General features: G+C 63.1%; 12 protein-coding genes. 2 read left to right on the forward strand and 10 right to left on the reverse strand.

Going from position 1 to position 17,957, the window contains the following annotated elements; translation table 11 throughout:
* Positions 1-64: 64 nt before the first annotated feature.
* The 4 genes from trxA to E0L29_RS00765 form a co-directional block, all read right to left on the reverse strand.
* Positions 65-394 (reverse strand): thioredoxin, encoded by a 330-nt coding sequence (trxA, locus tag E0L29_RS00750; RefSeq protein WP_131353549.1) that lies wholly within the window; start codon positions 392-394, stop codon positions 65-67.
* A gap of 89 nt (positions 395-483) precedes the next feature.
* Positions 484-4,053 carry a DNA polymerase III subunit alpha gene (gene dnaE / locus E0L29_RS00755; protein ID WP_131353551.1) on the reverse strand — a complete coding sequence of 1,190 codons (3,570 nt, stop codon included), beginning with the start codon at positions 4,051-4,053 and terminating at the stop codon, positions 484-486.
* A 133-nt stretch (positions 4,054-4,186) separates the two neighbouring features.
* Positions 4,187-5,314: a glycosyltransferase family 4 protein gene (locus E0L29_RS00760; protein WP_131353553.1), complete on the reverse strand. Its 1,128-nt coding sequence runs from the start codon at positions 5,312-5,314 to the stop codon at positions 4,187-4,189.
* A gap of 16 nt (positions 5,315-5,330) precedes the next feature.
* Complete coding sequence (locus tag E0L29_RS00765; RefSeq protein ID WP_131353555.1) at positions 5,331-7,676, reverse strand: glycosyl hydrolase family 65 protein; 2,346 nt, start codon at positions 7,674-7,676, stop codon at positions 5,331-5,333.
* 307 nt (positions 7,677-7,983) lie between these two features.
* Here E0L29_RS00765 and E0L29_RS00770 point away from each other — a divergent pair, with 307 nt between their 5' ends.
* Complete coding sequence (locus tag E0L29_RS00770) at positions 7,984-9,186, forward strand: leucine-rich repeat domain-containing protein (RefSeq protein ID WP_131353557.1); 1,203 nt, start codon at positions 7,984-7,986, stop codon at positions 9,184-9,186.
* Between the two features lie 86 nt (positions 9,187-9,272).
* Here E0L29_RS00770 and E0L29_RS00775 read toward each other — a convergent pair whose 3' ends face one another.
* The 5 genes from E0L29_RS00775 to E0L29_RS00795 all read right to left on the reverse strand — a co-directional run bounded on the left by E0L29_RS00775 (position 9,273) and on the right by E0L29_RS00795 (position 15,205).
* Entirely contained in the window at positions 9,273-10,823 is a 1,551-nt protein-coding gene (locus E0L29_RS00775; RefSeq protein ID WP_131353560.1) for a sodium ion-translocating decarboxylase subunit beta, read from the reverse strand.
* A gap of 95 nt (positions 10,824-10,918) precedes the next feature.
* The gene (locus tag E0L29_RS00780; RefSeq protein ID WP_131353562.1) at positions 10,919-12,775 is read right to left on the reverse strand and encodes a biotin/lipoyl-containing protein; all 1,857 of its coding nucleotides are present in this window, start codon (positions 12,773-12,775) and stop codon (positions 10,919-10,921) included.
* 47 nt (positions 12,776-12,822) lie between these two features.
* Positions 12,823-13,101 carry an OadG family protein gene (locus E0L29_RS00785; protein ID WP_131353564.1) on the reverse strand — a complete coding sequence of 93 codons (279 nt, stop codon included), beginning with the start codon at positions 13,099-13,101 and terminating at the stop codon, positions 12,823-12,825.
* 72 nt (positions 13,102-13,173) lie between these two features.
* Complete coding sequence (locus E0L29_RS00790; protein WP_165498807.1) at positions 13,174-14,694, reverse strand: fumarate hydratase; 1,521 nt, start codon at positions 14,692-14,694, stop codon at positions 13,174-13,176.
* A gap of 46 nt (positions 14,695-14,740) precedes the next feature.
* Entirely contained in the window at positions 14,741-15,205 is a 465-nt protein-coding gene (locus tag E0L29_RS00795; RefSeq protein ID WP_131353566.1) for a universal stress protein, read from the reverse strand.
* A 291-nt stretch (positions 15,206-15,496) separates the two neighbouring features.
* On the opposite strand from E0L29_RS00795, the gene E0L29_RS00800 reads away from it, so the two are divergent.
* A complete protein-coding gene (locus E0L29_RS00800; protein WP_131353568.1) occupies positions 15,497-17,053 on the forward strand; it encodes a bifunctional aminoglycoside phosphotransferase/ATP-binding protein in 1,557 nt (518 codons plus the stop codon).
* Here E0L29_RS00800 and E0L29_RS00805 read toward each other — a convergent pair whose 3' ends face one another.
* Complete coding sequence (locus E0L29_RS00805) at positions 17,054-17,929, reverse strand: VIT1/CCC1 transporter family protein (protein ID WP_131353570.1); 876 nt, start codon at positions 17,927-17,929, stop codon at positions 17,054-17,056. It abuts the gene before it with no gap.
* Positions 17,930-17,957: the final 28 nt, after the last annotated feature.

Here is a 17,957-nt window from a genome sequence, read left to right on the forward strand (position 1 = left end):
AAGGGAGGAAAAGGGAGCGTCCCGGCAGCTGGTGCCGGGACACGTCCGGTACGATCGGTATCGATCAGCCGATGTGCTCGTCGATCTTCTTGGCGATCATGTTCTTCGGCATGGCGCCCACCATCTGGTCGACGACCTGGCCGTTCTTGAAGACCAGCATGGTCGGGATGCTGCGGATGCCGTACTGGGCAGCCGTGTTGGGGTTTTCATCGACATTGACCTTGGCGATGACGGCCTTGCCTTCGTAGTCGCCCGCAAGCTCTTCGATGACCGGTCCGAGCATCATGCAGGGTCCGCACCATGCGGCCCAGAAGTCAACGAGTGCAACCTTGTCCGACTCGAGCACTTCAGCCTTGAAGTTCTGGTCGGTAGCCACGAGATATTTTCCGCTCATGTAAGTATCCGATTAAAAGGGTTTCTCAAATAAAACTAAAACGCCATATAAATACATCTCGACGAAGGAGGAAAGTAACAAAAAAACCGCTACCCCGCAATTCTGACATTGTCCGGCCCGAGAATTTCCTCGAGCTGCAGAAGGGCCTCCTCGTCGGGATCGATGGGTGAACTGCGGGCGAAAACCTTGAGGTTTTCGATCGACTGGCCCGCCTGAACCCTGATTTCGAAATCGACCGGAGTGTCGCCCTTATGGCTGCGGAACACCTCCCCCACCTTTTTGAGCCGCTCGAGCTGCGTTTCCTCGTCGGCGTCGACCTTGAGGATGATCTTCTTGGCCAGGCTCTTGCGGACCTTCTCGATCGCCAGGACCTCGCGGACGAGCAGCTTGAGCATCCCGCCGCTCACCTCCGCTTCGGCGACGAGCATGACGGGCTCGTCGGCCTTGAGCAGGTGGGAATACTGCTCATAGACGCTGGCGAAGACGGTGAAGTCCGCCTTGCCGGTGAAATCCTCGATGACGCCGAAGAGCATCTGCTTGCCCTTCCGGTCGCGATAGGGCTTCGTCGATACCACGAGGCCGATCACCCGGTACTGGCGCGAAGGGGTGACGTCGCGCGAGTGGAGCTGGAGCGAGCTGAAGGCCTGCCAGTCCCGCTTCCATGGAGAGAGCGGATGGCGGCTGAGATAGAACCCCACAAGTTTCTTCTCGTGCATGAGCTTTTCGGGCTCGGGCATCGGTTCGGCGCCGTCCAGGTCCGGATAGTGCGACTCCTCGTCCATCGTCCCCTCTTCGACGCTGAAGAACCCGCACTGGCCGAGGGTGACGGCGCGGTTCTCGATCTGGCCGAACTTGATGGCCTTGTCGATGTTGGCCAGGAGCCGGGCCCGGTGGGAGTCGATCTCGTCGAAGGCGCCGGAGAGGATCAGGCACTCGAGCGCCTTGCGGTTCATCACCCGCTGGTCGACGGATGCAGTGAGGTCGAAGAGGTTCAGGAAGTCTCGCTTGCGCCGGAGCCGGGCCGTGATGATGGCACGGGCCGCGCCGCCGACCTGCTTGATGGCGCTGAGCCCCACCCGGATGCCCGGCACGCCCGTCGAGTCGTCGACCGAGAAGAGCGCGTCGCTCCGGTTGATGGAGGGAGGAAGGATCGAGATGCCGAAGCTCTTGGCCTCGTCGGTGAGATGCTTCATGCGTTCGGTGTCGCCGATCTCGCTGTTGAGGATGGCGGTCATGAATTCGATCGTGTAGTGCGCCTTCAGCCATCCCGTCCAGTAGGCCAGCACCCCGTAGGCTGCCGAGTGGCTCTTGTTGAAGCCGTAGCCGGCGAACTCGGCCATGAGCTCGAAGACCCGCGTGCCGAGGCTCTCGTGCACCCCCTGGGCCACGGCGCCCTGGACGAAGTCCGCCTTGAACTTCTCCATGATCTCGGGCTTCTTCTTGCCCATCGCCTTGCGCAGGTTGTCTGCCTTGGCCATCGAGAACCCGCCCATCACCTGCGAGATCTGCATCACCTGCTCCTGGTAGACGATGACCCCGTAGGTCTCCTTCAGGATGGTCTCGAGCATCGGGTGCATGTAGTCGATCGTCTCGCGGCCGTGCTTGCGGTCGACGAAGAGGTCGACGGCATTGCGCTTCTCGTCGATGCGCGCGTTCAGCGCCCCCGGCCGGTAGAGGGCGCTCATTGCGATGATGTCGCCGATCTGGGTCGGCTGCAGCCGCGTCATGTAGCTCTGCATGCCGGAGGACTCGAACTGGAAGATGCCGGCCATCTTCCCCTCCTGGAAGATGCGGAAGGTCCTGCGGTCGTCCATCGGCACCGTCTCGAGCTCGATCTCCCTGCCGTGGCGTTTCCTGATGAGCCGGAGGGTTTCGTCGATGACGGCGAGGGTGACGAGGCCGAGGTAGTCGATTTTCAGCAGGCCGGCCGTCTCGATCCAGTTCTTGTCGAACTGGGTGACCATCTGCTTGTCCCCCGCCCCGTCCTGACCCTTGGACTTCAGGCCGGCCGTCTCCTCGTCGAGGTCGATCTCGTCAGCGTACTGACGCTCTTCGGTCTCGATCTTGTTGGAGACGTAGAGCGGCACCTGCTCCTCGAGCGGCCCTTCGGTGATGACGACGGCGCCGGCATGCATCGAGACGTTGCGGGCCCGGCCCTCGAGCGCGCGGGCGTACTCCATGAGCTCGCGGATCTCCGGGGTGCTGTCGGCATACTCGCGCAGCTCCTTGACCTCCTGCAGGGCCTTCTCGAGTGTGGTTCCGGGCCTGGGGGGAACCATCTTGGCGAGCCGGTCGGCGACCGAGAGGGGAACCTCGAGCACGCGGGCCGCGTCGCGGATGGCAGCCTTGGCGCCGAGGGTGCCGATGGCGACCACCTTGGCCACGCTCTCTGCCCCATACTTCTCCACCGTGTACTCGAGCACCTTCTGCTTGCCGACCGGGGTGAAATCGATGTCGATATCGGGCATGGAGAGCCGCTCGGGGTTGAGGAAGCGCTCGAAGAGCAGCTTGTACTTGAGCGGGTCGATCCGGGTGATGCCGGTCAGGTAGGCCACGATGCTGCCGGCGGCCGAGCCGCGGCCCGGCCCGACCGAGTAGCCCATCTGGCGCGACGCCTTGATGAGGTCGCTGACGATGAGGAAGTAGGAGCTGAACCCCATCTTTTCGATAACGCCGAGCTCCAGCTCGATGCGCTCCTTCACATCCTCCTTCGTGATGCCGTCGGAAGGGTTCTGGCCGTACTTCTCTTTGGCACCCTCCCAGGTCAGGTGGCGGAGGTAGGCCGCCTCGTCGGCGAACTCCCCGGGAACGGGAAAATGCGGCAGGATCGGATCCTTTTCGGAAAAGGCGTAGGTGCAGCTTTCGGCGATCTCGAGGGTGGCGGAGAGCTCGCCATGGCTGTCGTCGAAGAGCATCGCCATCTCATCGGGACTCTTCAGGTAGTACTCCATCCCGGGAAGGGCCTGCAGGTTCTGGCTGGAGAGCTTCTCCTTCGTGCGATTGGCCACCATCGCCCGGTAGCATCCCGCGTCGCGGCGCTCGAGGTAGTGGACGTTGTTGGTGGCGACGAGCGGAATGGAGAGTTTGCGGCCGAGCGCCACCGTCGCTTCGTTGAGTTCGTCGTCGTAGTGGGTGTTGTGGCGCTGCAGTTCGAGATAGAAGCGGTTGCCGAACAGCTCGCGGTAATACGCAGCCAGCGTCTCGGCCTCCGCCGTGGCCCCGGCAAGCAGGGCGCGGCCGATGCGGCCCGCGCTGTAGGCAGAGAGGCAGACGAGGCCGTCGTGGAACTCTTCGAGCAGTTTGGGATCGGCATGCGGCATGCCGTTCTGGAACCCGTCACGGGATGCCCTGGAGAGCAGGATGCAGAGGTTCCTGTACCCGGTCTCGTTCTGGGCAAGCAGGATGAGAGAGGGGGCCTGCCCCCCCTTCTGCTGGTGCTCAGCACCCTCGAGCAGGAACAGCTCGCTGCCGATGATCAGCTCGACTTCGGCCCTGGAGGCCTCGCTGAAGAGCTCCGGCATGTTGAAGATGGCGCAGTAGTCGGTGACGGCGATGCGCTTCATCCCGCGGGAGGCCGCCGCCCTGAAGAGCTCGCCCGGAAAAATCGGGCTGCTCTGCATGGAGTAGTGCGTATGGGCGTGCAGATGGACGAAATCCATGGGTTCAGGGCGTCTCTTGGGTGGCAAAAGGGATGGGGTAATATGTGCATTGCGAAGCAAAAATCCACCATGCGCAGCCGCTAAAAATCCCGTCTTATGCCAAGCAGTCCCGCCCCGTCGCAGCGGGCGGGACTCAGCGGCGTTCAGCCACCCCCCGGCCGAGCACCCGCCGCAAAGGTTCCCGGGGCCGCTCGCTGAAGAGCGCCGACTGGAAACGGCCGCGACGGACGATATCCTCGTAGAGCGACTCGTACGAGCGGACCATCGCGTCGGCCGAGAAACGCTCGATGAACTCCCGGCGGCAGCGGTGGCGCGAGATCGTGCCGATGTGGCGGACGGCCCTGATGAAATCCATCCGGTTCCGGCAGAGAAAGCCGGTCTCGCCCTCCGTGATGATTTCGGGAGAGGAACCGCAGGCGCGGACGATGACCGGCGTGCCGGAGGCCAGCGCCTCGATCATGACGAGGCCGAACGGCTCCGGCCAGTCGATGGTGTTGAGCAGAGCGCGGGCGTTTTTCAGGAGCTCCCGCTTTTGCCGCTCGTCCACCTCTCCGAGATACTCGATAAGAGGGTGGCCGAGGAGCGGGCGGACCCGCTCTTCGAAATAGTCGCGGTCGACAGGATCGATCTTTGCGGCGACCTTGAGCCGGACTCCGCAGGCGATGGCGAGCATGATGGCCTGGTCGGGCCGCTTCTCGCGCGAAAACCGCCCGAGGTAGAGGAAGTAGTCGTCCGGGTGCTCGTTGAAGTCGAATGCGGAGGGCGGATAGCCGTGGTAGACGGTGCCGACCCAGTTGATGTCTGGAACGGGGCGGCGCTGGTCGTCGCTGATCGAGACGTAGGGCAGGTGGCGGTACCGGCGCATGATGGCCGCATGGTCGCCGATGTCGAGCCGGCCGTGCATGGTGAGCACGGTCGGCGAGGGAGCATGGACGGCGTAGGGGAAGGTCACGTACTCGAGGTGCGAGTGGATGATGTCGAACTGGCCCGCCATCCTGCCGTAGACATCCTCGAGCATCATCATCGTCCTCAGGAGCGGAGAGTGCTCCTTGCGGCCGAGCCGCAGCCCCTCCCGCACCGGTGCGACAAGCGTGGCGCTCGTCATCGAATCCCCGGAGGCGAAGAGGGTCACCCGGTGCCCTCGTTCGACGAGGCCCTCGGTCAGGTGGTAGACCACGCGTTCCGTGCCGCCGTACTTCCTCGGCGGCACCCGTTCGATGAGGGGGGCAATCTGGGCGATCCTGAGCGGTGTCGTCTTCATCGGTCTCCTTCCTTTTTCATGTTGGCGTATAGGGCAGTTCGGCACGGACGTTGGTCGTGATCCTGCAGGTCCGGCAGTAGAGGCTCAGCGGCACTTCGACGTCCTCGTCGGAGTGGACCAGGACCGACACGCGGTCGTGGTAGACATCCACCTCCACCAGCCGATCCCGCCAGCGGACCGAAAAGGAGAGGCTTTCCCATTTCTTCGGCAGCCAGGGCTTCAGGACCAGCCGGTCCGACTTCAGCGAGAACCCCCCGAATCCGTAGACGGCCGTCTGCCAGGCTCCTCCGACAGCGGCGGCGTGGATGCCGAGATCGGTGTTCCTGTGCAGGTTCTCAAGGTCGAAAAGAGCCGTTTTCATGAAATAGCTGTAGGCCCGCTGCCTCCGCCCGGCCGCGATTCCGATCATGGCGTGGATGCAGTGGCTGAGCGAGGACTTGTGGGCCGTGCGCTTTTCGTAGAAATCGTAATTGGCCTCGATCTCATGGCGGCTGAAGGCATGGGGAAAGAGCATGATCATCATGATGACGTCCGCCTGCTTGATGAGCTGCGTCGACTGGATGTTGCGGTAGGTCACCCCGCGCGGAAGGACGGGATGGCCCTGGCGGTCGAAGCGCCCGATCACGTACTCCTTCAGGCCGAAATAGCCGTCGAACTGCTCGATCACGCCGGTTTCCGGGTTGCGCCTGAAGCCCAGCTTGCGGCTCATGCGCAGCCAGGAGGCCACCTCCGCCCTGTCGAGCGAGAGCCGTTCAGAGAGCGTTGCGAGCAGGTCCGGACGTGATTTGCCGACATGCTTGAACAGCATGGCCGCGAGCTTCAGGTGCCACTTGACGAGCATGTTGGTATAGGCGTTGTTGTCGACATGCTCATGGAACTCGTCGGGCCCGATGACTCGGCGTATCTCGCAGCGATCCCCGCTGTCGACGATCCTCGAGGCCCAGAACCGGGCGGTGAGGAAGATCATCTCGAGACCGCAGTCGGCGAGGAACCCTTCGTCGCCCGTGACCCGGAAGTACCGCTCCACGCCGTAGATGACGTCGGAGACGATGTGATCCTCCTCCGTGCCGGTATAGATGAAGCGGATGGTGCGTTCCAGCTTGGAGGCGAAGCGCGGCGTCACGTCCACGCCGGTCGTTGCCGACTCCCACGCATACTTGGCGCCCTCGCACCCCATCCGCCGGGCGTTCTCCCTCGCCCCCGGCAGCGTGTTGAACCGGTAAAGCAGCATGTTGCGGGCCATCTCCGGGAAGTTGTAGATGTAAAACGGCAGGATGAAGATCTCCGTATCCCAGAAGACGTGGCCCAGGTACCCCTCGCTGCTGAGGAACTTGGCGCCGATCCCGCCCGGTTCGGGAGGACCGTTGATGAGAAGCTGGTAGATGTTATAGCGGAGCGCCTTCTGGGCCCCTTCATCGCCCCGGATCCGAACGTCGGCCTGATGCCAGCGCTCCTCCCAGAGCTCCACGTGCGAGCGGATCTCGCCCTCCACGCCGGCCCTGACGAAGTCCCGGAGCCGGCAGATGGAATCCTTCATCATGGCCTCGGGCGGCACCTCCCGGGCGGTGGTGACGACGGCGAGTTTCTCGAAGACGTAGGAACTCCCCCGCTCCACGTCGAGGGTGATTTCGCTCGTGAACTTCTCGCCGTAGATGCGCGGCTCCCATTTCAGGCGCCCTGCCGCGGGGGAGACCAGCCGCCAGGAGGCCGCCTCGGCGATGCGCACCGACTGCTCCCGGGTCTTCATTCCGAGGTACATGAAATTGCGCCCGCGCTCGATTTTCTCGAGCTGCAGATGCTTGAGCTGCTCGCCCTGGAAGTAGCCGCGGTTGCAGACCGCGCCGTTCAGGCCGCTGTTGACGCGCAAGGGACCCGAAAAGTTCCTCGGGGTGATGCGCACCAGCATGCACCCGTAGTGCGGGTTATGGAGCATGGCGATGCGGAGGGTCTCGAGCGTGAGGATCCTGCCGGACGGGTGGCGGAAGGTGGTGCGGCGGTGGAGCACCCCTTTGCGCAGGTCGAGGATCTGCTCGTGCTGAATCGGCCTGGCGGTCGAAAGGCAGAACGGCTCGCCCTCCACCCAGAGCGACAGGTCGGTCCACATCGGACACTTGACGAGCTCCTCGACGTCGGCCTCGGATTTGTCGTAGAGGCCGGAAATGTACATGCCGCCCGAGTGGCCCGGCGGCAGCTCCTCGAGGCTCCCCCTGATGTTGAGATAGCCGTTGCCGATGGTCAGGAGCGTCTCGTTGATCCGGATCTGCTTCTCGCTGCGGCGGAAGCCGCTCTTGCGCAGCAGCCACTCCTCTGAGGAAAGCTCAAGAAGAGCCTCCCTGTTCTCCCCTGCCCTCTCCGCTCCCATGACTCGCTCCCCGGGAGATGCTCCCGACGCTTCATTAGTACAATGGGGGAAGAAAGCAACTGCAACAGCCGGTGCGGCCAAAAAGTTCGGCGTTGGAGCACAAGCCGCACCGATAGTTCAGGAACCGGCAAAAAAACTCGTGGAAGCGGAGAGGGATTTCAGGGGTCCGGTATGGGGATAACGCTTTTTTTCTTATCATTTAATAACACTCCGCCACCAAAGGGGCGGGGTCACGGACACCGCCCCGGCCCTGCAGGAACGGCAGGATCCGGAAACCGCTTCACCAATGCCTTAACCGCCACCCGCTTTGGAGCAAAACACCTACCATCAGTGCCCCGTCTGCAGCTTTCCGCTCACTGCCGACAGTGCGGTCTGCCCCCGGTGCGGAAACGACATCCTCGAGGACATCTCCTCGCTTGACGAGCAGGACATGGAACGCCACCACCGCATCGTCGAGGAGAAGAAGGCCGAGTGGTACACCCGCTGCCTGACCGACAAGATCACGGGGTTCGACGAGCCCGCAGGTTCGACTCCCGAAGCGCTCACGCCGAACAGCGAGTCCCGCCACATCTACTGCAGCCCCGACGAAGCCGAGTTCCTCCGCACCACCACAAGAAAAGCCCTCATCGCCGAGAGCCAGCTGCGCAGGAAGTGGTGGAACGCCCTGACGGCCGAATGGAAGGAGGTGGTCCGCCAGACCCTGAAGCTGAAGGGCGATCCGGGCGAGGGCGAGCTGCTCGCCTTCTTCGACACCACGAGCCTGCGCTGCGACAACCGCCGGATCCACGACCTCCTGCCGGTCGCTCCGCTCGAAAAGCTCCAGCAGCTGCGCTGCGACGAGTCGCCGGTCGAAAACCTCGACCCGGTCTCCCATCTCACCAACCTGCAGCGCCTTTACGCCTTCGACTGCGACTTCAGCTCGCTCGAACCGCTCCGCCACCTGAAGAGCCTGAAGCTGCTCTGGATCTCGAGCACGATGGTCGAGTCGCTCGAACCGATCAGCGGACTCGTCAACCTCGAGGAGCTCTACTGCAGCGAGACTCCGATCACCGACCTCTCGCCGCTTCGAGACCTCAAGGCCCTCGAGAAGCTCAGCTGCTACAAAACCCGGATCGACTCCATCGAAGCCCTCTCGGGCCTTGAAAACCTGATCGAGCTCGGCATCAACAACTCCGCGGTACGCGACCTCTCGCCGCTCTCAGACCTCGGGAACCTCGAATACCTGCGCTGCAACAAAACGCTCATTGAGGACATCGAAGCGCTCCGCAACCTTCCGTTCCTGCGCGAGCTCAGCATCGCCTCAACCCCGGTCGAGAGCATCGAGCCGCTTGAGATGCACGCCGAACTCGAGGAGCTCGACATCACCAACACCAGCGTCCGCTCGATCGAGCCGATCATGGCCCACGAAAGCCTCGAGAAACTCGAACTGACGGCCGGCCGCATTCCCGAGGCGGAAGTCGAGCGCTTCATCGAGCTGCACCCCGACTGCGAAGTCATCCTGAAAAGCTGAACGGCAGCCGAACAGCCCTATACAGCAATGGCGGCCATATGGCCGCCATTCTTGCGTCTGGACGCAGAAGCTGCAAACAGATCCCGTTACATGAAGACGGCAAGCAGAAGGCCTGCAGCGACCGCCGAACCGATGACGCCGGACACGTTCGGGCCCATGGCGTGCATCAGGAGGAAGTTGTGCGGATCGGCTTCGAGACCGACCTTGTTCGCGACGCGCGCGGCCATCGGCACGGCAGAAACGCCGGCAGAGCCGATGAGCGGGTTGATCTTCTGCTTCAGGAAGAGGTTCATAAAACGGGCCATCAGCAAACCGCCGGCCGTACCGATCGAGAAAGCCAAGAGGCCGAGGACCAGGATGCCGAGGGTCTCGAGGTTCAGGAACTTCTCGGCAGAAAGCTTGCTGCCGACGCCGAGTCCGAGGAAGATGGTGACGATGTTGATGAGGGCGTTCTGTGAGGTCTCGCTGAGACGCTCGACGACACCGCACTCCTTCATGAGGTTGCCGAACATGAGGAAACCGATGAGAGGAGCCGCAGAGGGCAAAAGCATCGCACAGAGCAGGATCACGACGATCGGGAAGATGATCTTCTCGCGCTTCGAGACGTAGCGGAGCTGGCTCATCTTGATCTTCCGCTCAGCCTCGGTCGTGAAGAGCTTCATGATGGGCGGCTGGATGATCGGCACGAGCGCCATGTAGGAGTAGGCCGCCACAGCGATGCTGCCGAGCAGGGCCGGGCTGAGGCGCGAGGCCACAAAGATCGAGGTCGGACCGTCGGCACCGCCGATGATGCCGATCGAGGCGGCGTCCTTCATGGTGAAGTTGATGCCCGGGACATACTGGGAAAGCAGGAGCGCTCCGATGAGGGTCGAGAAGATGCCGAGCTGGGCGGCGCCGCCGAGCAGCGCGGTCTTCGGGTTGGCGATCATCGGACCGAAGTCGGTCATGGCACCCACGCCCATGAAGATGAGCAGCGGGAAGACGCCGGTTTCGATGCCGACGTGGAAGATGTAGTAGAGGATGCCCCCCTCGTCGTTGATGTAGGCCAGCGGGATGTTCGAGAAGATGGCGCCCATGCCGATGGGAAGCAGGAGCAGCGGCTCGAACCCCTTGGCGATGGCCAGGTAGATGAGCAGGGCGCCGACGCTGATCATGAGCAGGCGGCCGAGCCCTTCGGTCCAGGTCAGCCGGTTGTCGGTCACAAGGGCGTAGATGCCGGTACTCTCGACGAGGTTCTTCATGACGATACTCAGCGAGAGCCTGTCGGTGGTCGCCTCCGAGCCCTGGACGTTGACGAGGAGATCCTCGCGCGAAATCCGCATGAGTTCGGTGCCGGGAGGGATGGCGGAATACTTGTGGTAGAGCTTGTCGTTGATGTAGGTGACATGGCCTGAGAGGCCGGCCGTCACCGAGATCTTGTTGTGGGCCTCATCGGCGAACAGGCCGAGGAAATCGCCCTCACGGACGGCATCGCCGACCTGCAGCTTCCGGCTGTCCCGGATCGGCACCTTCACCAGCTCGAGGCTGTCGGGAATGGTGAGGATGACGCAGTCTCCCTCCGTCTGGAAAAACGTCTGGGAAAACCCTGCCGTCGTCATGAACAGCAGGGAGAAGACGACCATCAGTAACTTGCGCATAGCTGTCGTTTGAATCCTTGAATGGTTTCGAGGGGCACTCTTTCCCCATGCGTACAGCCGCAGGCCGGGCGCATGGGGATACATGTAAGCAGTCTTCAGGCGATGGAGACGAGCTGGTCGCCGGTCGCCACGGTGTCTCCGACGGCGACGTCGATGGAGACGATCTTGCCGGCTTTCGGCGACTTCACCGGGGACTCCATCTTCATGGCTTCGATGACGGCGATCTCGTCGCCCTCGGCGACGGTGTCGCCGACTTCGACCGAGATGGCCACGACCGTTCCGGGAAGCGAAGCCTCAACGGGAACGCCGTCCCCGGAAGAGGGTGCCGGAGCTGCCGATGGGGTTGCGGCCTGCACTGCAGGCTTCTGGGCGCCGGTTCCATCGGCGACCGATACGTTGAAGGACTTGCCGTCTACCGTTACGATATAATTTGACATACAGGATTTCTGAGGTTTGTCGATGAGTTCATTGAGACGCTGGTTGACATTCTTCTCCGCAGCGGCAGGTTTCCTGCCGGCGATCTTGGCCGCCATTTCGGCTTCGACGTCGGCCTTGTAGCGGATGCCGAGCGGCTTGTCGCCCTTGAGGAACGCAACGCCCTTGGCTCCGCAGGTCGCGGCGATGAAGATGTTCTCCTCGGTCGCTTCAATGCCGGCCTTCTCGAGAAGGGAGCGGTTGTATTCGATACCGAGCTCGGGGTTGCGGTCGTTAATGTCGTGCACGTCCTTGCGGGTCGGCTCCAGTCCGAGCTGCTCGGAGGCCAGGCGCACCACTTCCGGATCGGGTTCGGCCGGGGTGTGGCCGAAATAGCCGAGCACCATCTTGCCGTAGCTCTCGGTGATCTTCGTCCAGGGCCCCTGCACGGTGTTGGCGAAGGCCTGCTGGAAGTAGAACTGCGAGACCGGGGTGACCGAAGAGCCGAACCCGCCCTTGGCGACGACCTCCCGCATGTTGCGGATGACCTCGGGAAAGAGGTGCAGGGTGTTGTTGTCGCGCATCATCTGGGTATTGGCCGTCAGCGCACCGCCGGGCATCGGCGAGAACGGGATGACCGGATTGACCTCCTTGGCTTCCGGCGGCATGTAATACTTCTCCATGCGCTCGGTGAAGAGCGACTCGACCTCGATGTACTTCTCGGGATCGATGTCGAGCGTATAGTCGGTGCCGCGCAGGCGGTGCCACATGGTGAGGATGTCGACCTCTGCCGTGCCGCCGCTGACGGGGGCCATGGCAAGGTCGATAATGTCCGCTCCGCCCTCGATGGCGGCAAAGTTGCAGGCCACGCCCATGCCGGCGGTGTCGTGCGTGTGGAACTCGATGAGGGTGCCCTCGGGCAGCATCTTGCGGGCTCCACTGACCGCTTCATAGACGACCGCAGGAGTCGTGACTCCGGAGGCGTCCTTGAAGGCGACGCTGTCGAAGGGGATGCCGGCGTCGAGGATCTCCTTCAGCTTGTCGAGGTAGAACTGCGGGGTATGGCAATAGGTCTCTTTCAGTCCCGGAGGCAGGCCCATGAGGGCGATGACCACCTGGTGCTTGAGGCCGGCGTTGTGGATGCACTGGCCGGAGTAGGCGATGTTGCGCACGTCCATGAGGGCGTCGAAGTTGCGGATCGTCGTGATGCCGTGCTTCTTGAACATCCTGGCGTGCAGGTCGATGATGTCGCGCGACTGCGAGACCAGGCCGACGACGTTCGCGCCGCGTGAAAGGGTCTGGAGGTTGATGTCGGGCCCCACGATCCTGCGGGCCGTGTCCATCATCTCGAAGGCGTCCTCCTGGCAGTAGAAGTAGAGGCTCTGGAAGCGGGCGCCTCCGCCGATCTCGAAGTTGTCCGTCCCGGCCGCGACCGCGGCCTCGAGAGCGGGAATGAAGTCCTCGGTCTTCACCCGTGCTCCGTAACAGGACTGGAACCCGTCACGGAAGGAGACATCCATAAACCGTATGCGTTTCATGTGGCTACTTTGTTTTTTTAAGCTTTGTCAGGTTCATCGTTACGCACTCAGGCCCGGCCTGATGCGTGGGCATGGACGGCCGCCGTGATGACGGCGGTGAGCCGTGCAGCATCATCGGCGCCCCCCATGGAGGCCGATTTCTTCATCTCCTTCTCTTTCTTCTTCCTCCGCTTCGCCTCGATCTCCTCGAGCAGGCTCTTCTCTTCGCCGAGGGCGTGGGTTCTGTAGACATTCGAGAGGATGGTGATCATGAGGATCATCAGGAGGAGGAACACATAGACGGTGAGCATGCCCACCACCATCAGGATAACGCCGTCAAAAGCCATTGGTTCGGATTGTTTTGGTTGTTGCTTGGCAGTCGGAACACGGTGCTCCGGCAAACCGCCGGAGCGCGGGGCTCAGCCCTCGGCCTCGAGGGCCTTCATCGAATCGCTCTCTATTTCGCTGTGGAGGCTGTTGCCGTGGGCGTCCATGGTGACGATTGCCGGGAAGCCCTCCACCTGGAAATGCCACATCGCCTCCGGCACACCCATCTCCTCGAGGAGATCGACGCCGGTTACGTTCTTGATGCAGGCCGCATAGTACTGCGCGGCGCCGCCGATCGCGTTCAGGTAGACCGCTCCGTGCTCCCGGAGGCCGCTGAGGGTCTTCGGCCCCATGCCGCCCTTGCCGATGATGGCGCGCAGGCCCAGCTTCTCGATCACGTCGGCCTGGTAGGGCTCCTCGCGGATGGAGGTGGTGGGCCCTGCGGCGTTGACCCTGTAGGATCCGTCATCCTGCTTCAGCACGACCGGGCCGCAGTGATAGAGCACGCCGCCCTTCGTATCGACCCCTTCGGGCAGGTCGTGGTGCATGATGTAGTGGTGGAAAGCGTCACGGCCGGTGTGCATCTCGCCCTCGACGATGACGACGTCGCCGACCTTCAGCGAACGGACCTGCTCCTCGGAGATCGGAGCTTTGAGCACGACCTCGCGGCCGGTAAGCGGCATGCCCTCGCCTTTGGCCATGCGGGTGATCTCATTCTCGTCGCGGAACTGCCACTGCCTGATGCTGCCGTCATTCGGGTCGATGATGACGCCGAGGCGGCGGTAGGCCCAGCAGTTGTAGGCGACGGAAACGAAGAAGCTCGCCGGCACGCGGTGCGACTTGCCGATCTTGCAGCCGAGCAGGGTGGTCTTGCCGCCGAATCCCATCGGACCGATGCCGAAGGTGTTGGCCGAAGCCATGACGCTCTCCTCGAGCCCCTGCAGTTCGGGATCGGGATTGGTGTCGTCGACCCGGCGGAAGAGCTGCTTCTTGGCGAGCTCGTAGCCGCTGGTGCGGTCGCCGCCGACCCCTACGCCGATGAAGCCGGGGCTGCAGCCCTGGCCCTGCGCCTGCCATACCGAGTGCAGGATGCACTTGCGCACGCCGTCGATGTCGCGGGCCGCGCGGCCGAGGCCGGGGATCTCCATCGGAAGCGAATACTGGATGTTCTTGTTCTCGCAGCCGCCGCCCTTGAGGATGAGCCGGACCTCGATCTCCTCCTTCTCCCAGGGCTCGAAATGGATGACGGGGACATGGCAGCCGAGGTTGTTGCCGGAGTTCCTGCCGCTGATGGCGTCGACGGCGTTCGGGCGAAGCTTGCCCTGACGCGAGGCCTCGGCGACGGCCTCCTCGATCTCGCGCTTCATCATGAGCTGGTCGGCGCCCTTGGGTGCGTGGATGAAGAAGGTCGGCATGCCGGTATCCTGGCAGACGGGAGCAACCCGGTCGACGGCCATGTCGATGTTGAGCGAAATGGCCGACATGCACATTCCGGCCCTCGAATCCGGCTCTTCCCGGCCTATGGCCCCGGCAATCGCCCGGCGGACGTCGCTCGGAAGGTTGGCCGAAGTCTCGGTGACGAGGGAGAGTATCGAATTTCGGAAATGCGTCATCATAACGAAAACAGCTCTACGGGTTCAGTGAAATACGAACGGGGCCTCAAACCGAAACGATCCGGTTCGAAACATCCTGCTTGACGAGCAGCACGGGAATATCGGAAGAACGGAACACCGCCTCGGCGACGCTGCCCATCATGAGCCTGCGGAAGCCGGTGCGGCCGTGCGAGCCCATGATGATGAGATCGGCACCCCACTGTGAAGCCTGGCCGGCGATGACATTCGAGGCATCCCCCTTGAGCACCAGCACGTCGGCCTGGAGCCCCTTCTTCTTTTCCGACATGAGCAGTGAGGAAAAATCTTCGGGAAGCACGTCCTCGGCCGGCTTGCCGCTGATCGGCACCCCATAGCCCGCCGCGGTCTTCTCGGCGATGTTCCCGCCGTGGAGCACATGCAGGAATCGCACGTGGGCGCCGACGCGGTGCGAAAAATCGATCGCGTAGCGGACAGCCGTATGCGAAGCCTCCGAATAGTCCGTCGGACAGATGATTTTGGTCAGATGGATCATAATCTCAGAAGTGGAACCTGGGTTGAACGGCCGGGAGCAGGGAAGGCCTCAAGACCATAGGGAGAAAGGCCATAGCCGCAAAACTTCAATTTAAACTTTTTTCGGACTTAATCTATCAGATTGTGCCGCCGCCGGACAAACCTCCCGATAAGACAAACGCACGGCCCGCGCCCCCCCATGCTCCCCCTCGGCGGAGGTTGGCCGGAGGGCGGAGTCCTCGTATATTACTGAAAATGCGAAGTTCCGTTTTCTGCAAACCTCCCCTCACAGGACCCTTCAGAGGGAGATGCCATGGACAGGCTTCCTGATGCGCTTCTCGACCCGCGGGCCTACCCGCACCCGGCAGAACAGGTGGAGATGGTGGAGACCCACATCTCCTGGATCTTCCTTGCCGGAGCGCATGCCTACAAGGTCAAGAAGCCCGTCGACCTCGGCTTCCTCGACTTCTCCACCCTGGAGAGGCGCCGGCACTGCTGCCACGAGGAGATCCGGCTGAACCGGAGGCTCTCGCGGCATATCTACCTCGACGTCGTGGAGGTGGTGCGCCGCAACGCAACGCTCCGTATCGGCGGAGAGGGCGAAACAGTCGACTATGCCGTCAGGATGGTACGCTTCGACCGCTCGCGGGAGCTCGACCGCCTGCTCCGACAGGGAGCGCTCGATACCGGCACCGTCCGGCGCCTGGCAGACACCGTCGCCGCATTCCACCTCGAGCAGGAGCCGCTCTCGCCCGAAACACCGTTCGGTACGGCCGAAGCCGTCATCAAACCGATGCTCGAGAACTTCCGCCACCTCGAGCCCGCCGCATCGGAGGCCGGGGAAGGGCCGGCGCTCGAACGGCTCAGGGAGTGGACGCTCCGGCGCCACCGCGAGCTCACTGCGGCCTTCGCGGAGAGGAAGAGGAACGGATGGATCCGGGAGTGCCACGGCGATCTGCATACGGCCAACATGGTCCTCATCGAGGGCGAGGTGGAGGTGTTCGACTGCATCGAATTCAGCCGCGAGCTCAGCTGCATCGACATCGCGAGCGACGCCGCATTCCTCTTCATGGACCTCCTCCACGGCGAACACAAGAAGCTCGCATGGACGTTCATGAACGGCTGGCTCCAGGGAACCGGCGACTTCGAGGCGATGCGCGTGCTCAAATTCTACGTCCTCTACCGGGCGATGGTGCGGGCCAAGGTGGCGGCGATACGCTGCAGCCAGGAGCCGGGGGAACAGCGCCGCCTGGCGTTCGAGGAACACCGCAGCTTCATCCGCTTCGCAGAAACCCTCGTCGGGTGCCGCCGCCCCGCCCTGCTCGTCACGACCGGGCTCTCCGGCAGCGGAAAATCGACCCATGCCGCCGCCCTCGCCCCCGTCCTCGGCGCCGTGCACGTGCGTTCCGACGTCGAGCGCAAGCGCCTCTGCGGGCTCCGGCCGCTCGAAAGCAGCCGGGAGCTTCCCGATTCCATCTACACCCCGGAAATGAGCCGCAGGACCTACCGCCGGCTCCTGGAAGCCGCCCGGGCCGCACTCGAAGGGGGCTGGCCGGTCATTGCCGACGCCGCGTTCCTCCGCCGCTCCGAGAGGCAGCGGTTCATCGAGCTTGCAGAGCGCCTCGGCTGCCCCTGCAGGATCCTCTCGTTCGAAGCCCCCGACGAGGTGCTCCTTGCGCGGGTGCGGGCCCGGAGCGAACGGAGGAACGACGCTTCCGAGGCCGACGAAGCGGTCCTCATGGAGCAGTACGGAAAACGGGAAGGGTTCGGCCCCGAGGAGGAGCGGCTGGTGGTGCGGATGGAGAGCGGGGGAAGGATGGATCCGGAGGCCGAGGGGAGGCTCGTCGGAGCCTCCCTCGAGCGGACATGATCAGACCTCGATGCCGAAGGCGTAGCGGATCGCGTAACCGGCCAGGAAGCTCAGGGCGGCGACAGAGAAGCTCAGCCCCACCATTTCGAAGAAACGGGCCCTGAACGGCTCGTTGCGGGCGACGGAAATGTAGTAGTTGAAGAAGCCGATGATGAACACCGCGCCTGCGAACGACAACCCCAGCGACACGTAGAGGTCGGCAAGGAGGATGTAGGGGGCGACAAGCACGACGACCGTCAGAAGATAGGCGATGCCGGTATAGAGCGCCGCCCGGAAGGGGTTGTTGCCGTTCGGCTCGGACTTCGTCGAAAGGTACTCCGAGGCCGCCATGGAGAGCGCCGCGGCAAAGCCCGTGATGGTGGCCGAGAGGGCTACGAGCGTAGCGTCCTGCAGGGCGAAGGTCAGGCCGGCAAGCACGCCCATCAGCTCGACGAGCGCGTCGTTCAGGCCGAGGACGATCGAGCCGGTATACTGCAGGCGCTCCTCGTCGAGCAGCTTCAGGAGCGCTTCCTCGTGCTCCTCCTCGTCGCGCAGGATGCCGCTCGCCTCATGCAGGGACGGAGGCAGCGCACCGTAGGCATTGAGCGCCCCCTGCTCCCCCTTCTCCATCAGCCGGATGCCGAAGGTGAAACCGAAGAGCATGCTGATGAGCGAGTAGAACCAGATCCGGAACCGGTTCGGGCGGACGTCGCGGCCGGTATGCTGCTTCCAGATGTTGTAGTGGCGCATCTCGTCATCGGCGATCTGGGCCAGCACCCGGCGGTTCTTCACCCCGCGCACCTTGGTCGAGAGGTTGCGGTAGATGTAGTACTCGGTGATCTCGTTCTTCTGGAAAGCCTCGAGCTCCCTCATGTTCAGTTCCCTGTTGCGTTTCACATTCTGCGTTTTTGCGGTTGTTGAGCCA

Origin of the sequence: Chlorobium sp. N1, from assembly GCF_004332115.1 — a bacterium.
Classification (GTDB): domain Bacteria; phylum Bacteroidota; class Chlorobiia; order Chlorobiales; family Chlorobiaceae; genus Chlorobium.

Bases quoted from the DNA above. Each gene is read 5' to 3' on its own strand.
- trxA (WP_131353549.1), bottom strand. From the start codon at position 394: ATGAGCGGAAAATATCTCGTGGCTACCGACCAGAACTTCAAGGCTGAA.
- dnaE (WP_131353551.1), bottom strand. From the start codon at position 4,053: ATGGATTTCGTCCATCTGCACGCCCATACGCACTACTCCATGCAGAGC.
- E0L29_RS00760 (WP_131353553.1), bottom strand. From the start codon at position 5,314: ATGAAGACGACACCGCTCAGGATCGCCCAGATTGCCCCCCTCATCGAA.
- E0L29_RS00765 (WP_131353555.1), bottom strand. From the start codon at position 7,676: ATGGGAGCGGAGAGGGCAGGGGAGAACAGGGAGGCTCTTCTTGAGCTT.
- E0L29_RS00775 (WP_131353560.1), bottom strand. From the start codon at position 10,823: ATGCGCAAGTTACTGATGGTCGTCTTCTCCCTGCTGTTCATGACGACG.
- E0L29_RS00780 (WP_131353562.1), bottom strand. From the start codon at position 12,775: ATGAAACGCATACGGTTTATGGATGTCTCCTTCCGTGACGGGTTCCAG.
- E0L29_RS00785 (WP_131353564.1), bottom strand. From the start codon at position 13,101: ATGGCTTTTGACGGCGTTATCCTGATGGTGGTGGGCATGCTCACCGTC.
- E0L29_RS00790 (WP_165498807.1), bottom strand. From the start codon at position 14,694: ATGACGCATTTCCGAAATTCGATACTCTCCCTCGTCACCGAGACTTCG.
- E0L29_RS00795 (WP_131353566.1), bottom strand. From the start codon at position 15,205: ATGATCCATCTGACCAAAATCATCTGTCCGACGGACTATTCGGAGGCT.
- E0L29_RS00800 (WP_131353568.1), top strand. From the start codon at position 15,497: ATGGACAGGCTTCCTGATGCGCTTCTCGACCCGCGGGCCTACCCGCAC.